This window comes from Amycolatopsis azurea DSM 43854, from assembly GCF_001995215.1.
In the GTDB taxonomy this organism is placed as follows: domain Bacteria; phylum Actinomycetota; class Actinomycetes; order Mycobacteriales; family Pseudonocardiaceae; genus Amycolatopsis; species Amycolatopsis azurea.
In genome coordinates, this window is sequence record NZ_MUXN01000020.1 from 13,581 (window position 1) to 32,353 (window position 18,773).

Consider the following 18,773-nt stretch of genomic DNA (forward strand, 5'->3'; position numbering starts at 1 on the left):
GAGGTCTCGACGTGGCGAAGCACGAAGAGAAGGCCAACCAGGACTCGAAGGATCCAGACGAGAAGAAGGGCACCCAGGGCGGCGGTGGGGACGATGATCCTCAAGGACGGCACCGCAGTGGGCAGTGACGCGGCGTTCGAGCTGGTGGACCGGGCCGCGTTCATCCCCGCCCGGATCTGGTTCGATGACGAGAACGGCCGTCCGCAGCCGATCGACCGCGCGACCGAGCCGGCGCGATGGCGGGCCGCGGTCGAGCAGGACGCCCCGATCGTCACCCAGCTCGACGACGGCGCCACAGTGTGGCCCGCGACGAGCATGAACGCCACCAGTTCGGCGTCCGAACCGTCGCTGGTGCGGGGAATGCTCGACCGGCTCGACGTCCAGCCGGGGCATCGCGTACTGGAGATCGGTACCGGAACCGGCTACAACACCGCGTTGCTGTGCGCGCTGGCCGGCGAGGAGAACGTGACCAGCATCGAAGTCGACCCGGTGCTGGCCGACGGTGCGCGGGCGAACCTGCACGCCGCCGGCTACCGGCCCACGGTCATCACCGGAGACGGCGCGGCCGGGCACCGGGAGCGGGCACCGTTCGACCGGATCATCGCGACGTGCGCGGTCACCGCCGGACATATCCCCTACGCCTGGGCCGCCCAGACCATCGAGCACGGCACGATCCTGTCCCCGTGGGGCACGTTGTTCTGCAACGGCGTCCAGGTCCACCTCAGCGCCGACGGCCGAGGCCGGGCACAGGGACGGGTGGTCGATTCCGCCTCGTTCATGCGGTTGCGAGCCCAGCGCGGCCCGTTCGGCCACGCCGGCCGCCTGTCCGATCTGATCGACGCCGCCGACGTGGACACCGACACCACCACCGTCAGCCCGAGTGCGGTCCACGCCGGCCCGGCGGCGTTCGCCGTCGGTGTGCAGCTCGCCGACGTGCAGCAGTCCATGGCCTACGACTTCGACGGCGAAGGCACCGACGAGCTGCTGCTCTATCACGTGCCCAGCGAGTCGGTGGCCACCGTCCACGCCACCGCCGATGCCGCCGTGACGGGGAAGTACCCGGTCCGGCAGCTCGGCCCGCGCAGGTTGTGGACCGAGGTCGAGACCGCGCACGCCTGGTGGCTGAGCCGTCTGGAGCCGCGACACACGCGTTTCGGGTTGACGATTTCCACTACAGGCCAGGAAATCTGGCTGGACGAGCCCGGCAACGTGGTACGCACCTGGCCGGCGGTCGCTCCCTCCGCGACCTGACCGCTGGTCCAATGGGGATCCACCGGCCGACGGTGCGGTCACAGCCATTCGGCGTCGGTGGCGATGCGGATCGCGTGCACCCGATTGCGGGCGTTGAGTTTCATGACGATCGCGGCCAGATAGTTCCGGACCGTGCCGGGGGAAAGGAAGAGCTCGGCGGCGATGTCGGCGACGGTGCGGCCGCGCGCGGTCACCCGCAGGATCTCGATCTCGCGACCGGTCAGCGGGCAGTCGTCGGTCTCCCAGGCGGCCAGCGCCAGTTCGCTGTCGATCACCCGCCGCCCGATCGCGACCGACCGCACCGCGTTCGCCAGTTTGTCCGACGGCGCGTCCTTCAGCAGGAAGCCTTTGACCTTCGCGTCCAGCGCGCGCCGGACCGTGCCGGGGCGCCCGAGACTGGTGAGGATCAGCGTGTGGCAGCCGGGCAGGCTTTCGTGGATCTCGACGGCCGCCGTCAGGCCGTCCTTGCCCGGCAGGTCGATGTCGATGACCGCGACATCCGGCTGGACGGATTTCGCGGTCGGCAGTATCTGGTCACCCGAAGAGACTTCGGCGACCACTTCTATGTCCGGTTCCAGGTTCAGCAGGGCCACGAGGGCACCGCGGACCATATGCATATCTTCAGCGAGCAGCACTTTGATCACCACGAAGCACCTCGCACCCCAGTTCAGTGGCTTCGTCGTCAGTCTACGGCATTTTGATCACCCGGTGACGGATCGACGGAATGCGCTTTCCCGTCGTGAGTTTCGCCTAGGCCGGTCGTGTCCTTCCGGCACCCGAATGCCGCGGCGGCTCACAGCTCGTCGAGCTCCTTCGGCCAGCCGAGGGCCCTCCGGGTGAACCCGAGCAGCTCGAATTCCGAACGCGCCCAGTCGATCCGGATCCGGACGGCCAGCTCGGGGGCCACGGTCAGCAGGAATCGGTCGCGGCCGCCGCCGACCTTGAATACGCCGTAGGTCAGGAACGCGGATCCGTCGCAGATGGCGAACAACGCCGTGAAAATCGTCGCGCGTTCGCTTTCCGGAATCGAATCCAGCCATTCCAGCCCGCCGGCCAGCGCCAGCCGCACCGCCATCGAGCCTCCTCACCGAACCACTGCCTCCAGCATGGCGATCTTCGGCGGCGCAGGGCGTCTCGGATCCTGCTCGGTGACGCGTGAAGGCCCCCTTCCCTCGGCTGGTCACTGAAAACACAGCCGAGGGAAGGGGGCCTTCACTTGATTTGCCTAGTCGGCCTGTTGGTAGCGCCTGAGGTACTCGCCGGTCAGCGAGTTCTCCGCGGTCAGGAGTTTCTCGGGCGTGCCGGTGAAGACGATCTCGCCGCCGTTCTTGCCGCCGCCCGGACCGAGGTCGATGACCCAGTCCGCCTGCTCGATCACCGCCAGGTTGTGCTCGATGACCACCACCGTGTTGCCCGCGTCGACCATGCCGTTGAGCAGGCCGAGCAGCATGTCGATGTCGCTCATGTGCAGACCGGTGGTCGGCTCGTCGAGGATGTAGACGTTCCCGCCACCGGAAAGCCGGTCCGCCAGCTTGATCCGCTGGCGTTCACCGCCGGACAGCGTGCTCAGCGCCTGCCCGAGCCCGAGGTAGCCGAGCCCGGTCTCGATCAGCGCGTTCACCTTCGCCAGCACCGGTGCCTCGGTGAAGTACTCCGCCGCCTGCTCCGCCGACAGTTCCAGCACGTCGGCGATCGACTTGCCGCGCAGCTTGTGCGCGAGCACCTCGTCCTTGAACCGGCGCCCGTCGCAGCTTTCGCAATGCGTCGTGATCGGGTCCATATAGGACACTTCGGTGATCAGCACGCCGCGGCCCTGGCATTCCTCGCAGGCGCCCTTGGAGTTGAAGCTGAACAACGCCGCGTTCGCGCCGCTCGCCTTCGCGAAGAGCTTGCGCACCGGGTCCATCAGGCCGAGGTACGTCGCCGGAGTCGACCGGGAGGACGCCGCGATCGGCGTCTGGTCCACGAAGATCGCGTCCGGGTGCGCCTCGCGGAAGACACCGGAGATCAACGAGCTCTTGCCCGAGCCCGCGACACCGGTGACCGCGGTGAGCACCCCGGTCGGGATGTCGACCGAGACGTTCTTCAGGTTGTGCAGCGAGGCCCGCTTGATCGGCAGCTTTCCCTTGGAACTCCGCGGATTCGCCTTGACGACACCCGAGCGGGCCAGCCCTGCCGCGGTGAGCGTCTTGCCGGCGCGCAGCTGCTTGTACGTCCCCTCGAACACGACCTCGCCGCCGTGCACGCCCGCGCGCGGCCCGATCTCGACCACGTGGTCGGCGATCTCGATGACGTCCGGGTCGTGTTCGACCACCAGGATCGTGTTTCCCTTGTCCCGCAACGCCCTCAGCAGGTCGTTGAGCCGCCCGACGTCGCGGGGGTGCAAGCCGACACTGGGCTCGTCGAAGACGTAGGTCAGTCCCGTCAGGTCGCTGCCCAGGTGCTTGACCAGCTTGAGCCGCTGCCCTTCACCGCCGGACAGCGAAGTCGTCGCACGGTCCAGGGAAAGGTAGCCGAGGCCGATCGCCTCGATCCGTTCGAGCGCGGCCAGCACGCCTTGCGCCATCGCGACGGTCTGCTTGTCCTTGATGGACCGGATGAGCTCGATCAGATCGGTGATCTGCAGCTCGCACCACTGCGCGATGTTCTTGCCCGCCAGCTTGGTCGCCAGCGCCGCCGCGCTCAGCCGGCCGCCGCGGCAGACCGTGCAGGTGCCCTCGGAGATGAACTTCTCCGCCTGGGCGCGGGTCTTCTCGCTCATCGACCCGGTGTCGCGTTTGAGATGGCGCCGGGTGAAGTTCGCGACCAGGCCCTCGAACGTCAGGGTCTGCGTCTTGCCGTTCTTGAAGGTGAGCTGGACCTTGCCCTCGTTGCCGTGCAGGAGGGTGTCCATCTCCTTCGCGGTGTACTTGTTGAGCTTCTTGGCCGGGTTGATGGCGTCGTGGTTGGCGTAGAACTGCCAGCCGGGACTGCCGACCGGGTAGCCCGGCACCAGGATCGCGCCCTCGTCGAGCGACTTCGTCATGTCGAGCATCAGCTCGGGATCCGGGCGCACCGCGCGTCCGATGCCTTCGCAGTCGGGGCACATCCCGTTGGGGTCGTTGAACGAGTACAACGACGGGTTGCCCGCACTGGGCTTTCCCTGGCGCGAGAACAGCACCCGCAGCAGCGGGTGGATGTCGGCGACCGTGGCGACCGTCGAGCGGGCGTTCCCGCCGAGCGGGCGCTGGTCGACGATCACCGGCGTGGTCAGGTTCTCGATGCTGTCCACATGCGGACGTTCGTGCTTGGGCAGCTGGTTGCGGATGAACCAGGGGAACGTGGCGTTCAGCTGGCGCTGCGCCTCGACGGCGATCGTGTCGAACACGACGGAGGACTTCCCGGAACCCGACACCCCGACGAAAACCGTGATCTGGTTCTTCGGGAGTTCGAGTGAGACGTCCTTCAGGTTGTTCTCGTGAGCGCCGGTGACGCGGATTCCCTCACCCGCCGGTTGTTGCCTGGTCTTGCGGGCTGCGGCAGTCACAGAAGTTTCCTTTCTTCGCCGAAGCGCGAGAGTGGTCGCGCCTGCTCGCCATTATCACAGTGCCTTGGGTCGTGCGGTAGCCCGTTCGCGCCATTTCGGGTTATGCATTCGTCACGACGGAGAAATGAATATTTCATGCCACTGCCGGGGCGATTCCTCAGGCGCGGGTGTAGACAGTGCCGACGACGCCGGTCTTCAGCGATTTCGCACTCGTCAGCTTCAGCGGGATCTCCTTGCCGCCGTCCTCGAACAGCCGCATTCCCTCGCCGGCCACCAGCGGCATGACGTTGAGCGCGAGCTCGTCCAGCAGCCCCTCGGCGAGCAGCCACCGAACCAGCCTCGGGCTTCCGGGCACCCGGATCGACTTGCCGGAATCCTCCTTCAGCCGGGTGATCGCGCCCGCGATGTCGCCGGTGATCAGGCTCGTGTCCGGCCAGGTCAGCGAGTTTTCGTCGAGCGTCGAAGACACGACGTATTTGTGCGTGCCGTTGAGGAACGCCGCCATCGGGTTGCTGTCGCCCTGCGGCTTCCACAACTGTTCGAAGGCCAGGTAAGTGTCCTTGCCCATCAGAACGGCGTCCGAGGCGTCGAGGCTCTCGTTGATGCCCTCGGTCATCTCGTCGGACCAGTACTGGTTCATCCAGCGGTCGGGCCGTTCCACCACGCCGTCCAGTGTGATGAACAGTCCCGCGGCGATCTCGCGCATGACGAACTCCTTTCGTTACCCGCAAGCCTGGATTCAGGCCGCTGGGCGATCCTCCCACCGCCGTGCGCGGCGGTCCAAAGGATCGAGCACGCCGGAAGAAGTCCAGCGGACCGGCAGCGCCGATAATGCCCGCATCGTCGGCGAGACCGTCCAGGTCAGCGCGGATTCGGGCACGGCAAGGGAAAGCCGCGGCGCGCGGCGGGAAAGCGCGCGCACCGCCGATTGGACCTCGACGCGGGCGAGGTGGGCGCCGATGCAGTGGTGCGTGCCGTGCCCGAAGGACAGGTGCCGGGCTTGCCGGTCCACCTCGAACCGGTCCGGGTCGGTGAAGACGTCTTCGTCGCGGTTGACCACCGGCAGCAGCGCCGTCACCAGGTCGCCGGGCTCGATCCGGGCGTCGGCGAGGGTGACTTCCTCCGTCGCGATCCGGGTCATGCTGAAGTTCACCGAGGGGCTGTACCGCAACGCTTCCTCGACGGCGGATTCCACCAGTTCCGGATTCGCGTCCAGTGTGCCCAGCAGACCCGGCCGGGAGATCAGGCACAGCACCGTGTTGGCGATCTGCGCGGACGCCAGCGCGTGCCCGTCGAAGAACAGCGACGCCGCCAGCCCGGTGAGTTCGCTTTCGTCGAGCACTCCCGAGCGATGGGCCTCGACGAGTTCCGCCATCAGCCCGGCCGGTGGGTCCTCGGTGTCGGCGAGCATCGCCGTGACCTCGTCGTGCAGCAGCAGTTCGCCTTGGTAGACGGCGGATCGCGGTGAGCCGGGCTCGCCGAGCCGCCCGTTCGCGCGTTTGCGGATCGCCTCGCGGCGCGATCGCGGCACACCCAGCAGTTCGGCCTGCGCCGTGAAGGTCAGCGGTGCGCAGAAATCGGCGATCAGATCCGCGGTGGGGCCGTCGTCGATCAGTTTGCCGAGCAGGTCTTCGGCAGCGGTCGCGACATACTCGCGCAACTGTTCCGCGCGGCGGGCGGAGAACGCGCCGCCGATGAGCTTCCGGATCCGCGTGTGCCGGGGCGGGTCGAAATCGGTCACCGACATCCGGGTGGCCGGACCGCGCGGATGGGCCGTCTCGGCCAGCAGTGCCCGGCTGAATCGTTTGTCGCGCAGGAACTCGCGAGCTTCGGAATGGCCGCTCACCAGCCATTCACGACGTCCGTCGCGGTGGCGTGAACTGATGGGGCATCCGTCGGGGACGCCGTCCCCGACGAGCAGTCGCCTGTTCCGCCCTTCGGCGAAATCCGAGCCTCCGCTGCCTCCCGTGACGTCGGCCATCGGGATCATCCTCCGTTCATCCATTCCGGGCGGGTACGCGCAGCGCGAGCAGGCAGACCGCGACCGAGGCCACGGACAGTGCCGCGATGGCGACCCGCAGGTCGGTGTGTCCGGCGATCTGGCCGACCACGGCCGGGCCGAGCAGCAGGCCGACGCTGGCCAGTGACGCGGCCGAGCCGATCACCGCGCCGCGGTCCTCCGGTGTCGTGCCGCGCCCGATCAGCCCGTAGACCGTGGGCGTCGACACCGAGATCGCGCCCCCGACCACGGCGGTGCCGAGCAGGCCGTGCACCGGCGCGTCGGCCATGGAAAGCAGCAGCACGCCCACTCCGGAAAGCGCGCCGGAGGCGAGCAGCACCAGGCGGTCCGACGCGCGGCCCGCCATCCAGTGCCCGCCGAGCCTGCCCAGCGCCATTCCCGCGGCGAAGACGCCGGGAGCGGCCGCGGAGATCCCGACCGGCGCGCGGGTGACGTCGGTCAGGAAGACCGCGCTCCATTGCTGGACCCCGCTTTCCACGACCATGGCCAGCGCGGCCAGCAGGCAGAGCAACAGGACCGCCGGGCCGAGTTTCAGGCCCCGCCCCGATTCCCGGCCCTGCCGCACCAGTCGTCCCGGCACGGATTTCCTCGTCGCGACGGCGCCGACGACGACCAGCGCCGAAAGCGTCAGCGCGATCACTTCGGCGGGTACGCCCGCTGATCGCGCCGCCCCGGTGCCGAGGCTGCACGTCAACAGGCCGACGCTGAACAACGCGTGCGCGCGGTTCATCACGCGGGGCCCGTCGCCCGCTTCGGCGGACGCGGCCAGCGCGACCACGACGACATTGCAGGCGCCGGAGCCGAATCCGAACAAGCCCAAGGTCAGGAACAAAGCCGGCACGGAACCGGCGAGCGCGGGCAGCGGCGCGATGAGCGCGAATCCGGCGAAAGTCGCGACCGCCACCGGGCGGCCGAACCGGTCGAGCAGCCTGCCGATCGCGAACATCGCGGGCATCGCCGCGAGCGCGCCGATCAGCAACGCGGCACCGAGTTGTGCCTCACCCGCGCCGGTGGCGGTCCGGACGTCCGGCAGCATCGAAAGATAAGGCCCCCACAAGGCGCCGTACGCGGCGAATCCGGCGAAGACCGTGCTGGTCCGCGGGGCGGCGGTGATGACGGCGACCATGACCGTGACGATCCTTTCCGGGGTGGGTAATGGCGTTTCCCGAAGGGGTTGACATTCGCAGGTTATCAGCGGAATTCGGGAAGAGACCACGATTATTGACCGCATTTATGGAGAAGATCGAAACCGCGTGCCAGCGGTATTCTCTGCTTCGGTACGACGCTCGGCAGGCTGGGATATTCATCCCGAAAATGAAGAATTCATACTTAAAAGATTAACCATTCACTGCTCCTGTGCGGCGCTCGGTCGCATGATGTAACCGCACGAGAGCGTCTGGTTGTGAGGAACAGGAAGGTAGTGCGTCATGTTGCAGAACGTCGAACCCGCGACCGCGTCGAGGGCCGGCCCGGGGCAGCGGGGGAACGAGACGGAATTCGCGATCCACGCCGAAGGGCTGGTGAAACGGTTCGGCGAGACGACCGCGCTCGACGGCGTCGACCTGGCGGTCCGCACGGGCACGGTGCTCGGCGTCCTCGGCCCGAACGGGGCCGGGAAGACCACCACGGTCCGGATCCTGTCCACGCTGGTGACGCCGGACGAGGGCCATGCCACCGTTGCCGGGTACGACATCCAGAAGGAAGCCCACCAGGTACGCCAGCTGATCGGCCTGACCGGTCAGTACGCCTCGGTCGACGAAAGCCTGACCGGCGTGGAGAACCTGCTGCTGATCGGGCGGCTGCTCGGCTTTTCGCGGCGGGCGGCCAAGGCCCGCGCGCACGAGCTCTTGGAGCGCTTCTCCCTCACCGAGGCGGGTGGCCGCGCGGCCAAGGGTTACTCGGGCGGTATGCGACGTCGGCTCGACCTGGCCGCCAGCCTGGTCGGGGACGCGCGGCTGCTGTTCCTGGACGAGCCCACCACCGGGCTTGACCCGCGCAGCAGGCTCGAGCTGTGGGACGTCGTGCGCGGCCTGGTCGCCGACGGCGTCACGGTGCTGCTGACCACGCAGTACCTGGAGGAGGCCGACGCCCTCGCCGACGAGATCGTGGTCGTCGACCACGGCAAGGTGATCGCCAAGGGCACTCCTGACGAGCTCAAGGCCAGCACCGGCGCCCAGCGCCTGACGGTGCGCGGCGCCCAGGGCGCCGACCTCGAGAAGGTCGTGCGGCTGATCGGCGAGATCGCCGGTGCGACGCCGGACGTCTCGGGCCAGGTCGTCAGCGTCCCGGTCACCGACCCGGCCGCGCTGCCCGGCGCGGTCCGGCGGCTGGAGGAGGCGGGCATCGTCATCGGCGAACTGTCCCTGCGCAGCTCCAGCCTGGACGAGGTGTTCCTGAGCCTGACCGGACGCCCCGCCGAGGAGACGCCCGACGAGACCGAGGAGGAGATCCGATGACCGCCGCGACGCCGCAGCTCTCTTCCCGGGTCGGGTTCTTCCAGGGCATCTCGCAGATGTTCACCCTCGCCTGGCGCAGCACGGTTTCGGTCAAGCACGAGCCGAAGCAGCTCGCCGACATCAGCTTCCAGCCGATCATCTTCACGCTGCTGTTCACGTTCGTCTTCGGTGGCGCGATCTCCGGGGACCGGCACGCGTACCTGCAGTTCATGATCCCCGGCATGCTGGTGATGAGCATGCTGTTCGCGACCATCAACGTCGGCATCGGCCTCAACACCGACCTGTCCCAGGGCGTGTTCGACCGGTTCCGTTCGCTGCCGATCGCGCGCTGGGCACCGCTGGCCGGCCGGATCGTCGGCGACCAGTTCAAGCAGGTCTGGTCCGTGCTGCTGGTGGTCGGCGTCGGGCTGCTGCTCGGCTTCAGGCCGGAGAAGGGTTTCCTCGGCGTGCTGGCGGCAGGGTTGCTCCTGCTGGTCTTCGCGATCGCGTTCTCCTGGGTGCCCACGCTGGTGGGCGTCGCCGCCGACCAGGCGGAGAAGGTCCAGGTGTTCGCGTTCGCGGTCGTCCTGCCGCTGAACTTCGTCAGCGGGGTGTTCGCGCCGGTCGAGACGATGCCGTCCTGGTTGCAGGCGTTCGCCGACGTCAGCCCGGTGGCGATCCTGCTCAAGGCGTGCCGCGGGCTGATGAACGGTGGCGCCGGCGTCACCTCATCGGTGATCTGGTCGCTGGTCTGGGCGGCCGTGATCGCGATCGTTTTCGGGGCACTTTCGGTACGTGCCTTGAAGAAGCGGATCTGAAGTATTCGTCGCTCGATCACCGAAGCCGTGGCGCCCGCGCGCCACGGCTTCGGTGTTTCGGGGCCCTGATTCGGGGAGCACTGATGGACGAACTGGACTACAACACCTGTAACGCCACCTTCCGGAGCCTGACCGATCAGCAGCGGCTGATGGCCGAGGAGACGTCGAGACAGATCGGGGCGGGCGCGGATCTGGAGCTGACGTCGTACGGCTGCGGGTTCGGCATGTTCGAACTGGAGCTGATCGCGCGGGTGCCGCGGAGAACGGTGTGGTTCCAGGGCGTCGACACCAACGGCGAAGCGGTGGCACGGCTGCGCGCGGAGCTGGCCGGGCTGCCGAAGGTGCGGGGCCACCGCGTGTTCACCGCGAGCATGTCCGACATCACCGACCGCCGGATCGCGGCGACCGAGTACGGCCTGTTCGTCCAGTCGCTGTGCTACCTCGGCGCTGACGACGGCATGGCGGTGCTGAAGGAGGCCCGCAACCGGCATCGGCGGCTCTTCGTCGCGGTGACCCCGCTGAACCGGCTGAACGGTCCCTTCGCGGATTCCCTGGCGCAGCAGGGCGTGGTGCGTCCGTTGTTCGCGCAGACGCTCGCGGAGGAACTGACGCGGTTCGGCATGGGGTTCATGTCCGTCACGGTGGACGCGGAGATCGTGGTGCCGGTTTCCGAGCCTTCGCAGCGGCTGCTCGAATTCCTGACCTTCGCCCGGCACCAGCCGTGGTCCGGCGGGACGAGCCGCGCGGAGCTGCTGGACGCGGTGAGCGAACTCGGCACGCGCGCCGCGGGGGAGATCCGCGTCCCGCACCCCGTCGAGCTTTTCACCATCAGATAGGTGCGCGGTTCGGACGATCGTGGCGACGTTGCGAAAGCCACTTTCGCAACGTTAGACGTTGCGAAAGTGGCTTTCGCAACGTCGGCGCCAGTGGTGAGTGTCGGGACGACCCACTGGACCGATCCGGGAGTTTCGCGTGCTGGGGTGGACGACACGTGTGACCCGACGGACGACACGCGTGACTGGGTGGACGACACGGCATGCGGCCGGTCCGCCGTGTGTCGTCCGGCTGGACACGTGTGTCGTCCATCGGATCACACGTGTCGTCCCTCTAGCCACGCGAAACCCGTCCGACAGTAGGTACCTGGGACACGGCTGGCTCTAACCCGAATCGCCACTCACGAACAACTCGACTGCGGCCCGGGCCCGGCCGCGGACCGTCCGGACAGCGTGGAACCCGGGCCCTGGGGGAGGGGCCCGGGTTCCGGATGGTGAGGGTCAGGCGGCCGTGCCCGGCTTGGGCAGCTGCTGCTTGGCCGGGGTGTTCTGATAGGACGCCAGGTGCCAGGCGCCGTCCCGCTTGACGACCGTCCACGAGGCGCGGATCGACTGGGAGTCCGCGACCTCGGTCTCGCCGGGGCCGAGCACGCCGCCCTGGGTGATCAGGACGCCGGAGTCCGGGGTGAAGAAGCGGATCTCCAGCGGGCGGCCGGTGACCTGGGTGCCCTTGTAGTTGCCCGCGAAGGATTCCACGAGGAACGACCGGATCTCCTCACGGCCCTTCTTGTAGACGCCGGGCAGGATCATCGTGCCGTCGTCGGTGAAGACGCCGGCGAACGCGTCGGCGTCGTGGTAGGCCCACGCGGCGATCACCTTCTGGGTCAGCGCCGCGATCGCCGCCTGGTCGGCGGCGGTGCCGGTGCCGGTTTCGGTCGTGGTCATCGGAGGATCCTCCTAGATGTAGAGGGTGTTGGGCTCGAGCCCGCAGAGCACGCGGCCGTACAGTTCGGTGTTGGTGTTCGGGTGCATCAGCGCGTGGAGGTTGACCGCGGCGACGTCGCGGGCGATGCGCTGGATCGGGATGCCGTGGTAGATCGACGAACCACCGGAAGCCGAGGCGAGGATGTCGATGCCCTCCTTGGCCAGGCGGACCACGGCGCCGAGGTCGGCCCGCGCGATCGCGCGCTCCTCGAGTTTCCACGGGGTGCCGTCCGCCGTCTTCGTGTCGACCAAAGTGGACAGACGGTGCGCGTGGAACTCGGCCTCGTCGATCTTCAGCGCCGACTCGGCCACCTGGTGGTGCGTGATCGGGGCTTCGCGCTGCGAATCGTAAGCGGTGTAAGTGATCTTGCGGTCCGGCAGGCGCTTGAGGAAAGTGTCCTGCGCGCCCTTCGCCATGCCCACCAGCGTCCCCACCGAAGACGCCGAGGCGACCGGAAGCAACGGGGCGCGGTAGATCGACGCCGAAGCGGCGCCCTGGCCTTCCAGCACCGCCGGCAGCGGGAGCACCCGCTCCGCCGGGATGAAGACGTCCTGTGCCACCGTCGAAACGCTGCCGGTGCCGCGCAGGCCCGAGGTGTCCCAGTCGTCCACGATCAGCAGATCCGAGATCGGCACCAGCGCCATGATCGGGTACGGCTCGCCCTCCGGCGGCACGAGGATCGCGATGATCTCCTGCCACTGCGCGTGCAGCGCCCCGCTGATGAAGCCCCATTTGCCGTTCACCACGACCCCGCCGTCGACCGGCGCGGCCATCGCGGACGGGCTCAAGGTGCCGCAGACGCGGACGTCCGGGGTGGAGAACACCTCGTCCTGCACCGCTTCCGGGAACTGACAGGCCATCCAGGTCGGGATCCAGTACACCGAGGCCACCCAGGAGGTGGAGCCGTCGGCGCGGCCGATCTCGGTGGCGACGTCGACCAGGGTGCGGGTGTCGGCCTCGTAGCCGCCGTAACGCTTGGGGCGGCGCAGCTTGAAGACGCCGGCGTCGGCCAGCGCCTCGATGGACTCCTCGTGCACCCGCCGGTTCTGCTCGGACCAGTTCGAGTGCTTCTTCAGTGCGGGAGCCAGGTCGGCCACGCGGCGGACCAGCTCCTCCCGCGTCGGAACATCGGTGCTCGACACCTTGACCTCCTAGATTGTCGACGGACCCAGCTTCGCAGCGGGCGGACGGTACGGCGTCTTCCCGCTTGCCGGTGGATCAGGCCGCCGCACGATCGGAGGTGCGGCCGGGGAAATCGACCACGTTCCGGCCGTCGCGCCGGGCGAACCAGGTCGCCATCGGTGCCGCCATCGCGGTCGAGACCAGCGCCATGATCACCAGCATGGTGAACAGCGTCGGGGAGAGCACGCCGAGGTCGAGACCGATGTTGAGGACCACCAGTTCGGTCAGGCCACGGCAGTTCATCAGGGTGCCCACTTGCAGCGACCGGTTCCAGTTCTCGCCCACCGCGCGGGCGGCCAGCGCCGAACCGCCGAGCTTGCCCACGACGGCCACGACCAGGATCACGCCGCACCAGAGCCACGCGCCGCCACCGGAAAGCAGCCCGATGTCGGTGCGCAACCCGCTGTAGGCGAAGAACAACGGCAGCATCAACGCCGTCGTCAGCCCGCCCGCCTTGTCGTGCAGCCAGGCCGCGATCGGGTTGTCCCGCGGGAAGACCACGCCGAACACGAACGCGCCGAACATCGCGTGCACGCCGATCCATTCGGTCGCCATCGCGCAGAGCAGCACGCCGACCACCGAAAGCGGCGCGGCCTTGTGCAGACTCGCCGCCGGCGCCCGGGTGACCAGCTTCCGCAGCAGCGGCCGCACGACCAGCCCGAGCAGCGCGACGAACACCGCCGTCAGCACGACCGTCAGCACGACGCCGACGAGCGAGGACGCCGTGGTCAGCGCGATCACCAGCGCCAGCAGGCTCCACGCGGTCACGTCGTCGACCACCGCGCAGGTCAGCGCCACCACGCCTACCTCGCTGCGGAAGAGCCCGATCTCGTGCAGGATCCGCACCAGCACCGGCAGTGCCGTGATGCTCATCGACACCCCGAAGAAGAGCGCGAACGGCAGGAATCCGACCCCGCCGGGCGCGAACCGGGTGTAGGCGAGCATGGCGAGCCCGACGCCGAGCAGGAACGGGAACGCGATGCTGACATGGCTGACGACCACCGCGAGCCGCCCGCGTCCGCGCAACAGCTTGGTGTTCAGTTCGAGCCCGGCGAGGAACACGAAGAAGATCACGCCGAGCTGTGCCACGACGTTCAGTTGCGGTACGGCCGCCTTCGGGATCAGCACGGCCGCGCCCGAAGGCCACAGCGCGCCGAGCACCGACGGGCCGAGCAGGATGCCCGCGGTGATCTCGCCGATCACCGCGGGCTGCCCGATCCGCTGGGCCAGCCAGCCCACCACCTTGCAGGCGCCGACCACCACGGTGATGGCCAGCAGCAGCTGTGCCAGCGAAGGCCCGGCCGCGGCCTTGGTGCCGGAGACGCTGCCGCCGTCGTCGCCCTGTGACAGCAGGACGATCGCGACCACGACCGGGACGACGACCAGTCCTATGTAGACCCACAGGGTTCGGGAACCGGTGCGGGATTTGATCTCCACCAAGGCTGCTCCTCGGTCAGGGTTCGACGACGTTCGCGATCAGGTCGTCGAGGCTGATGTTCAGCAGCGGGTGCTTGCCCGACAGGCCGGAGATCAACGTGACGAAGTCGGTGCTCGGCGCGTGGAGCTGCTCCGGGTCGACGATTTCCTGCGCCAGGTCGTAGTAGTACTCCTTGTACTTCGTCCGGTCGTAGAACCGCTCGACGAAGTTGCGGATCTCGTCGAAGAACGCGCGATAGTTCCCGGCGTACCGGTCGAGCGCCTTCTCTTCGATGGCCGGATGTTCCAGGATCCGGTGGACCACTTTGGACAGTGAGCTGCCCGCGAGGGTGGCCAGCGCGACCCCGGTGGAGAACAGCGGGTCGACGAACGCGGCCGCGTCGCCGACGAGCACCCAGCCGTCACCGTAGAAGGTTTCGTTGGTGTAGGACCAGTCCCGGGCGGTCCGGTACCCCGCGTGCTGGCGGGCGTTGGCCAGCAGCCCCTTGAGCCGGGTGGTCTTGTCCCGTTCGGCGAGGAAGATCTGTTCCAGGGACTGGTCGTCCGCGTTGGCGACGTCCGACTTGGTCACGTAGCCGACGCTCATCGTGCCCTTGTCGATCGGGATTCCCCAGAACCAGCCCTCTTCGGTGCCTTCGATGAGGATGTTGGTCCACTCGTCGCCGGGCAGCCGCTCGCAGTTGTCGTAGTACGTCCAGACCGCGACGTTGCGGAGCTCGTTGTGCCAGGTGATGTCGCTGAACTTCCGGCCGATCACCCGGGACTGGCCGGACGCGTCGACGACCAGCGAGGCGGTGGCCTCGTAGTCGCCCGCCGAGCCGCGCAGGGTGAACCGGACACCGGTGACCCGGCCGGTGTCGGACTGGAGCACGTCCTTCACCGTCGTCTCTTCCACGACGTACGCGCCGAGTTCGCGGGCACGGTCGAGCAGCAGCGAGTCCAGGTCGGCGCGGCGGGTGTGGTAGGCGTAGGTGCCTTCCGCGGCCTTCATGAACGAGAAGTTCCAAGGCACGTCCCGGTTTCCCCACACCAGGCTGCCGCCGTACTTGCGCTCGAAACCGCGGGCCTCCATGCGGTCGAGCAGGTCGAGCTCCTGGAGCGGACGCATGCCGACCGGGATCAGGGATTCGCCGATGTGGTAGCGGGGGAAGCGTTCGCGTTCGAGGACCAGGACCGTATGCCCCTCCTTGGCGAGGAGGCCGGCGCAGGTCGCGCCCGCCGGGCCGCCACCGATGACGATGACGTCGAACCGCTCGGGCATACCGTGGAGCGTGGCTGACATGAGTACCCTTTCCCTAGGCCTGTCAAGGAGTGAAGGCGCTCACGCGCGCCGGATGCCGATCTGCGGCTCGTAGCTCAGGTACAACCCGTTGATCGCCTTTTCGGGCTTCTCCGGTGCCTGCTTGTGTTCGTGGACGCGGTTGAGGTTGTCGAGCGGGTTGTGCTTGCCGCTCTCGTCGCCGAGCAGGTGACCCTGGATCCGGCGGTAGACCTCTTCGGTGTCCTCGAGGTCGGCGATGCCGGTGACGAACCGGTCGAACGCGGCCTGCACGTCCATCCCGTCCCAGTCCTTTTCGGACAGTTGCTGGGCGCGGAAGAAGTGGTGTTCCTTGCCGCGGTAGCTCTCGTAGAAGGTGGACACCAGCACCAGCAGTCGTTCGTAGGCGCGGCGGTAGACGACCTCGTAGAAGTCCCAGGCCTCGGTCTCGCCGATCTCGCCGCGGATGACGCTGCTGATCGCGGCGGTGCCGATCAGCGCGCTGTAGGTGCCCAGGTGCACACCGGTCGACAGCAGGGGGTCGAGGAAGCAGGCGGCGTCGCCGGCGAGCAGGTAGCCGGGGCCCTGGAACTGCTCGGCCGCGTACGAATAGTCCTGCTCGACCTTGACCTCGGTGACCTGCTCAGCCTCGATCAGCAGCTGCTGGATCGCCGGGCAGTCGCCGATAGCCTTGTGGTACAACGGGTCCACGCCGCCGAGCTCGTTGCGCGCGGCGTTGAAGGAGTCCTTCCCGGTGACCAGGCCGACGCTCATCGTGCCGTCGGGGAGCGGGATGCCCCAGAACCAGCCGTCGCCGACCGAGGCGACGGTGATCGCGCCACTCGGCCCGCGGTCCAGCTGCTTCGCGTCCTTCCAGTACGACCAGGCCGCGACGTTGCGGAAGACGTTGTGGAACTTGCGGTTCTTCAGGTACTTGGTGGCCATCACGCCGCCGCGGCCGGAGGCGTCGACGAGGTAGTCGAACTCGATCCGGCCGGAGTTGGCCGGGTTCTTCGCCTCGGCCCAGTGCGCCGCGACCGGGCGGTCGCCGTCGAAGTCGAGCTTCTTCACCGCGACGCCCTCGGTGACGTCGACGCCGACCTCGCGCGCGTGGTCGAGCAGGATCTTGTCGAAATCGGCGCGGATGACCTGCCACGCGCTGGTGCTGCCGTCACGGCCGTGCGGCCGGAAGCGCACCTCCCACTCCTCGGGTCCCCAGAAGTAGTAGGCGCCGCCCTTGGGCTGGAACCCGGCCGCCGCGATCTTGTCCCAGACGCCGAGGCGCTCGAGAATCGGGCGGCACGAGGGCAGCAGCGATTCACCGATGTGGTAGCGCGGGAAGTGATCCCGCTCGAGAAGCGTGACTTCGAAGCCCTCCTTGGCCAGAAGCCCGGCAGCGGTGGAACCCGCCGGTCCACCGCCGATCACGAGGATCTGGGTCGTTGTGCGCATGACACCTCTCCAACTACGCCGACGGCCGGAATTACTTGACCGACGCTAACAACCGGGAATTGAGATCCACTCGAGAAGTCGCCGCCCTGTTCAGGGGAACCTGTTGCCTCGCAAGGCATTTCGCGAAACCGCAGTCGAAGAGACGCTCCGGGCATCCGGGCGGACGACGATTCTTCACGTGTCGGACTCCGACGGCCCGGCCGACTACCTATTGGAGGCATCCCGCGATGGGCGAATACCTTGGCGAACGCGCCGTCGTGCTCGGCGGCGGCATGGCCGGCCTGCTGACCGCCCGCGTACTTTCGGAGCGCTACCGCGCCGTCGTGATCATCGAGCGTGACACGATCGTCGGCGTCACCGGGACCCGCCGCGGGGTACCGCAGGCGCACCACGCGCACGCGTTGCTCGCACGCGGCCAGCAGATCCTCGAAGACCTCTTTCCCGGCCTGCAGGCCGAGCTGACCGCCGACGGCATCCCCAGCGGCGACCTCTCGGGCAGCCTGCGCTGGTACTTCAACGGGAAACGCCTGCAGCAGAAGAACTCCGGCCTGCTCAGTGTGTCCGCGACCCGCCCGGAGCTCGAAGAGCACGTCCGCGCGAGGGTGCTCGCGCTGCCGAACGTGGAGGTCCGCGAGCGCACGGTGATCCAGTCGCTGGTCGCGACCGGGGACCACACGCGGATCACCGGTGTCCGGGTGACCGGCGACGACGCCGAGCCCGAGACGATCTTCGCCGATCTGCTCGTCGACGCCACCGGCCGCGGCAGCCGATCGTCGGTATGGCTGGAGGAACTCGGCTACGAGCGGCCCGCCGAGGAGAAGATCAAGATCGATCTCGCCTACACCTCACGGCTGTTCGAGCTGGACACCGACCCGTTCGGCGACGATCTCGCGATCAACCCGGTCGCCTCGCCCGCCAACCCGCGTGGCGCGTTCTTCGTGAACCTGCCGGGGAACGTGGCCCTGCTGTCGCAGACCGGCCTGCTCGGCGACCACCCGCCGCGTGACGCCGAGGGCTTCCTCGCGTTCGCCAAGACGCTGGAAGCGCCGGAGATCTACCAGGCCGTTCGCACCGCGAAGCCGATCAGCGAGATCACCAGCTTCAAGGTGCCCGCCAGCGTCCGCCGCCGGTTCGACAAGCTGCGCCGCTTCCCCGAGGGCATGCTGGTGATCGGGGACGGCGTCTGCGCGTTCAACCCGGTGTACGGCCAGGGGATGACGGTCGCGGCCATGGAGGCCGACCAGCTCGGCAGGCATCTCGACGACGGTGGCGTGCGCCCGCTGCGGTTCTTCAAGGAGATCAGCCCGATCATCGACGTGCCGTGGGACATCTCGGCGGGCGGCGACCTCGCCTTCCCGGGAGTCGAGGGCCCGCGTCCGCTGAAGGTCAAGATGGGCAACGCCTACATGGCGAAGCTGCACTCCGCGGCGACCGTCGACGGCCGGTTCACCGAGGCGTTCTTCCGGGCCGCCGGCCTGGTCGACCCGCCGACCGCGTTGATGCGGCCCAGCCTGGTGGTCGGCGTGCTGCGCACCGCGCGGCGCGTCAAGACGGCCACCCCCATCGCACCCACCGCCACGATCGGTCAGGCCCCGCCCGCCTCCGACGACCTCGCGGCCTGAGCGTCAAGGAGCCA

General features: G+C 68.3%; 16 protein-coding genes. 5 read left to right on the forward strand and 11 right to left on the reverse strand.

The genetic code is table 11. The features are described from left to right. The first annotated feature begins 93 nt into the window (after window positions 1-93). Window positions 94-1,251: a methyltransferase domain-containing protein gene (locus B0293_RS25290; protein ID WP_039919505.1), complete on the forward strand. Its 1,158-nt coding sequence runs from the start codon at window positions 94-96 to the stop codon at window positions 1,249-1,251. Between the two features lie 38 nt (window positions 1,252-1,289). Here B0293_RS25290 and B0293_RS25295 read toward each other — a convergent pair whose 3' ends face one another. The 6 genes from B0293_RS25295 to B0293_RS25320 all read right to left on the reverse strand — a co-directional run bounded on the left by B0293_RS25295 (window position 1,290) and on the right by B0293_RS25320 (window position 7,923). Then, window positions 1,290-1,895 carry a response regulator transcription factor gene (locus B0293_RS25295; RefSeq protein ID WP_039919500.1) on the reverse strand — a complete coding sequence of 202 codons (606 nt, stop codon included), beginning with the start codon at window positions 1,893-1,895 and terminating at the stop codon, window positions 1,290-1,292. A gap of 149 nt (window positions 1,896-2,044) precedes the next feature. Beyond that, window positions 2,045-2,326: a DUF6235 family protein gene (locus tag B0293_RS25300; RefSeq protein WP_005165909.1), complete on the reverse strand. Its 282-nt coding sequence runs from the start codon at window positions 2,324-2,326 to the stop codon at window positions 2,045-2,047. A 150-nt stretch (window positions 2,327-2,476) separates the two neighbouring features. Continuing rightward, entirely contained in the window at window positions 2,477-4,777 is a 2,301-nt protein-coding gene (locus B0293_RS25305; RefSeq protein WP_005165907.1) for an ATP-binding cassette domain-containing protein, read from the reverse strand. 157 nt (window positions 4,778-4,934) lie between these two features. Continuing rightward, on the reverse strand, window positions 4,935-5,483 hold the full coding sequence (locus tag B0293_RS25310; protein WP_005165904.1) for a dihydrofolate reductase family protein: 549 nt from the start codon (window positions 5,481-5,483) through the stop codon (window positions 4,935-4,937). Between the two features lie 33 nt (window positions 5,484-5,516). Beyond that, on the reverse strand, window positions 5,517-6,758 hold the full coding sequence (locus B0293_RS25315; protein WP_005165902.1) for a cytochrome P450: 1,242 nt from the start codon (window positions 6,756-6,758) through the stop codon (window positions 5,517-5,519). A gap of 16 nt (window positions 6,759-6,774) precedes the next feature. Then, window positions 6,775-7,923 carry an MFS transporter gene (locus tag B0293_RS25320; protein WP_005165901.1) on the reverse strand — a complete coding sequence of 383 codons (1,149 nt, stop codon included), beginning with the start codon at window positions 7,921-7,923 and terminating at the stop codon, window positions 6,775-6,777. 301 nt (window positions 7,924-8,224) lie between these two features. On the opposite strand from B0293_RS25320, the gene B0293_RS25325 reads away from it, so the two are divergent. The 3 genes from B0293_RS25325 to B0293_RS25335 all read left to right on the forward strand — a co-directional run bounded on the left by B0293_RS25325 (window position 8,225) and on the right by B0293_RS25335 (window position 10,886). Further along, a complete protein-coding gene (locus B0293_RS25325) occupies window positions 8,225-9,253 on the forward strand; it encodes a daunorubicin resistance protein DrrA family ABC transporter ATP-binding protein (protein ID WP_005165900.1) in 1,029 nt (342 codons plus the stop codon). Then, complete coding sequence (locus B0293_RS25330; RefSeq protein WP_005165899.1) at window positions 9,250-10,050, forward strand: ABC transporter permease; 801 nt, start codon at window positions 9,250-9,252, stop codon at window positions 10,048-10,050. Before B0293_RS25325 ends, B0293_RS25330 begins: the two co-directional genes overlap by 4 nt. A gap of 83 nt (window positions 10,051-10,133) precedes the next feature. Then, entirely contained in the window at window positions 10,134-10,886 is a 753-nt protein-coding gene (locus tag B0293_RS25335) for a hypothetical protein (protein ID WP_005165898.1), read from the forward strand. Between the two features lie 438 nt (window positions 10,887-11,324). Here B0293_RS25335 and B0293_RS25340 read toward each other — a convergent pair whose 3' ends face one another. From B0293_RS25340 to B0293_RS25360, 5 genes are all read right to left on the reverse strand, one after another. Beyond that, window positions 11,325-11,768, reverse strand: coding sequence for an SgcJ/EcaC family oxidoreductase (locus B0293_RS25340; RefSeq protein WP_005165897.1), 444 nt, complete (start codon window positions 11,766-11,768; stop codon window positions 11,325-11,327). Window positions 11,769-11,780: 12 nt separating this feature from the next. After that, complete coding sequence (locus B0293_RS25345; RefSeq protein ID WP_005165896.1) at window positions 11,781-12,950, reverse strand: acyl-CoA dehydrogenase family protein; 1,170 nt, start codon at window positions 12,948-12,950, stop codon at window positions 11,781-11,783. 76 nt (window positions 12,951-13,026) lie between these two features. Continuing rightward, entirely contained in the window at window positions 13,027-14,430 is a 1,404-nt protein-coding gene (locus B0293_RS25350; RefSeq protein ID WP_052014595.1) for a cation:proton antiporter domain-containing protein, read from the reverse strand. 13 nt (window positions 14,431-14,443) lie between these two features. Then, entirely contained in the window at window positions 14,444-15,709 is a 1,266-nt protein-coding gene (locus B0293_RS25355; RefSeq protein WP_039919499.1) for an NAD(P)/FAD-dependent oxidoreductase, read from the reverse strand. A 39-nt stretch (window positions 15,710-15,748) separates the two neighbouring features. Beyond that, window positions 15,749-17,137 carry an NAD(P)/FAD-dependent oxidoreductase gene (locus B0293_RS25360; RefSeq protein WP_039919498.1) on the reverse strand — a complete coding sequence of 463 codons (1,389 nt, stop codon included), beginning with the start codon at window positions 17,135-17,137 and terminating at the stop codon, window positions 15,749-15,751. A 227-nt stretch (window positions 17,138-17,364) separates the two neighbouring features. Between B0293_RS25360 and B0293_RS25365 the strand changes: the two genes are divergently transcribed. After that, entirely contained in the window at window positions 17,365-18,759 is a 1,395-nt protein-coding gene (locus tag B0293_RS25365; RefSeq protein WP_005165892.1) for an FAD-dependent monooxygenase, read from the forward strand. Window positions 18,760-18,773: the final 14 nt, after the last annotated feature.

Bases quoted from the DNA above. Each gene is read 5' to 3' on its own strand.
- B0293_RS25300 (WP_005165909.1), bottom strand. From the start codon at position 2,326: ATGGCGGTGCGGCTGGCGCTGGCCGGCGGGCTGGAATGGCTGGATTCG.
- B0293_RS25320 (WP_005165901.1), bottom strand. From the start codon at position 7,923: ATGGTCGCCGTCATCACCGCCGCCCCGCGGACCAGCACGGTCTTCGCC.
- B0293_RS25360 (WP_039919498.1), bottom strand. From the start codon at position 17,137: ATGCGCACAACGACCCAGATCCTCGTGATCGGCGGTGGACCGGCGGGT.
- B0293_RS25355 (WP_039919499.1), bottom strand. From the start codon at position 15,709: ATGTCAGCCACGCTCCACGGTATGCCCGAGCGGTTCGACGTCATCGTC.
- B0293_RS25340 (WP_005165897.1), bottom strand. From the start codon at position 11,768: ATGACCACGACCGAAACCGGCACCGGCACCGCCGCCGACCAGGCGGCG.
- B0293_RS25315 (WP_005165902.1), bottom strand. From the start codon at position 6,758: ATGGCCGACGTCACGGGAGGCAGCGGAGGCTCGGATTTCGCCGAAGGG.
- B0293_RS25310 (WP_005165904.1), bottom strand. From the start codon at position 5,483: ATGCGCGAGATCGCCGCGGGACTGTTCATCACACTGGACGGCGTGGTG.
- B0293_RS25330 (WP_005165899.1), top strand. From the start codon at position 9,250: ATGACCGCCGCGACGCCGCAGCTCTCTTCCCGGGTCGGGTTCTTCCAG.
- B0293_RS25325 (WP_005165900.1), top strand. From the start codon at position 8,225: ATGTTGCAGAACGTCGAACCCGCGACCGCGTCGAGGGCCGGCCCGGGG.
- B0293_RS25335 (WP_005165898.1), top strand. From the start codon at position 10,134: ATGGACGAACTGGACTACAACACCTGTAACGCCACCTTCCGGAGCCTG.
- B0293_RS25365 (WP_005165892.1), top strand. From the start codon at position 17,365: ATGGGCGAATACCTTGGCGAACGCGCCGTCGTGCTCGGCGGCGGCATG.
- B0293_RS25290 (WP_039919505.1), top strand. From the start codon at position 94: ATGATCCTCAAGGACGGCACCGCAGTGGGCAGTGACGCGGCGTTCGAG.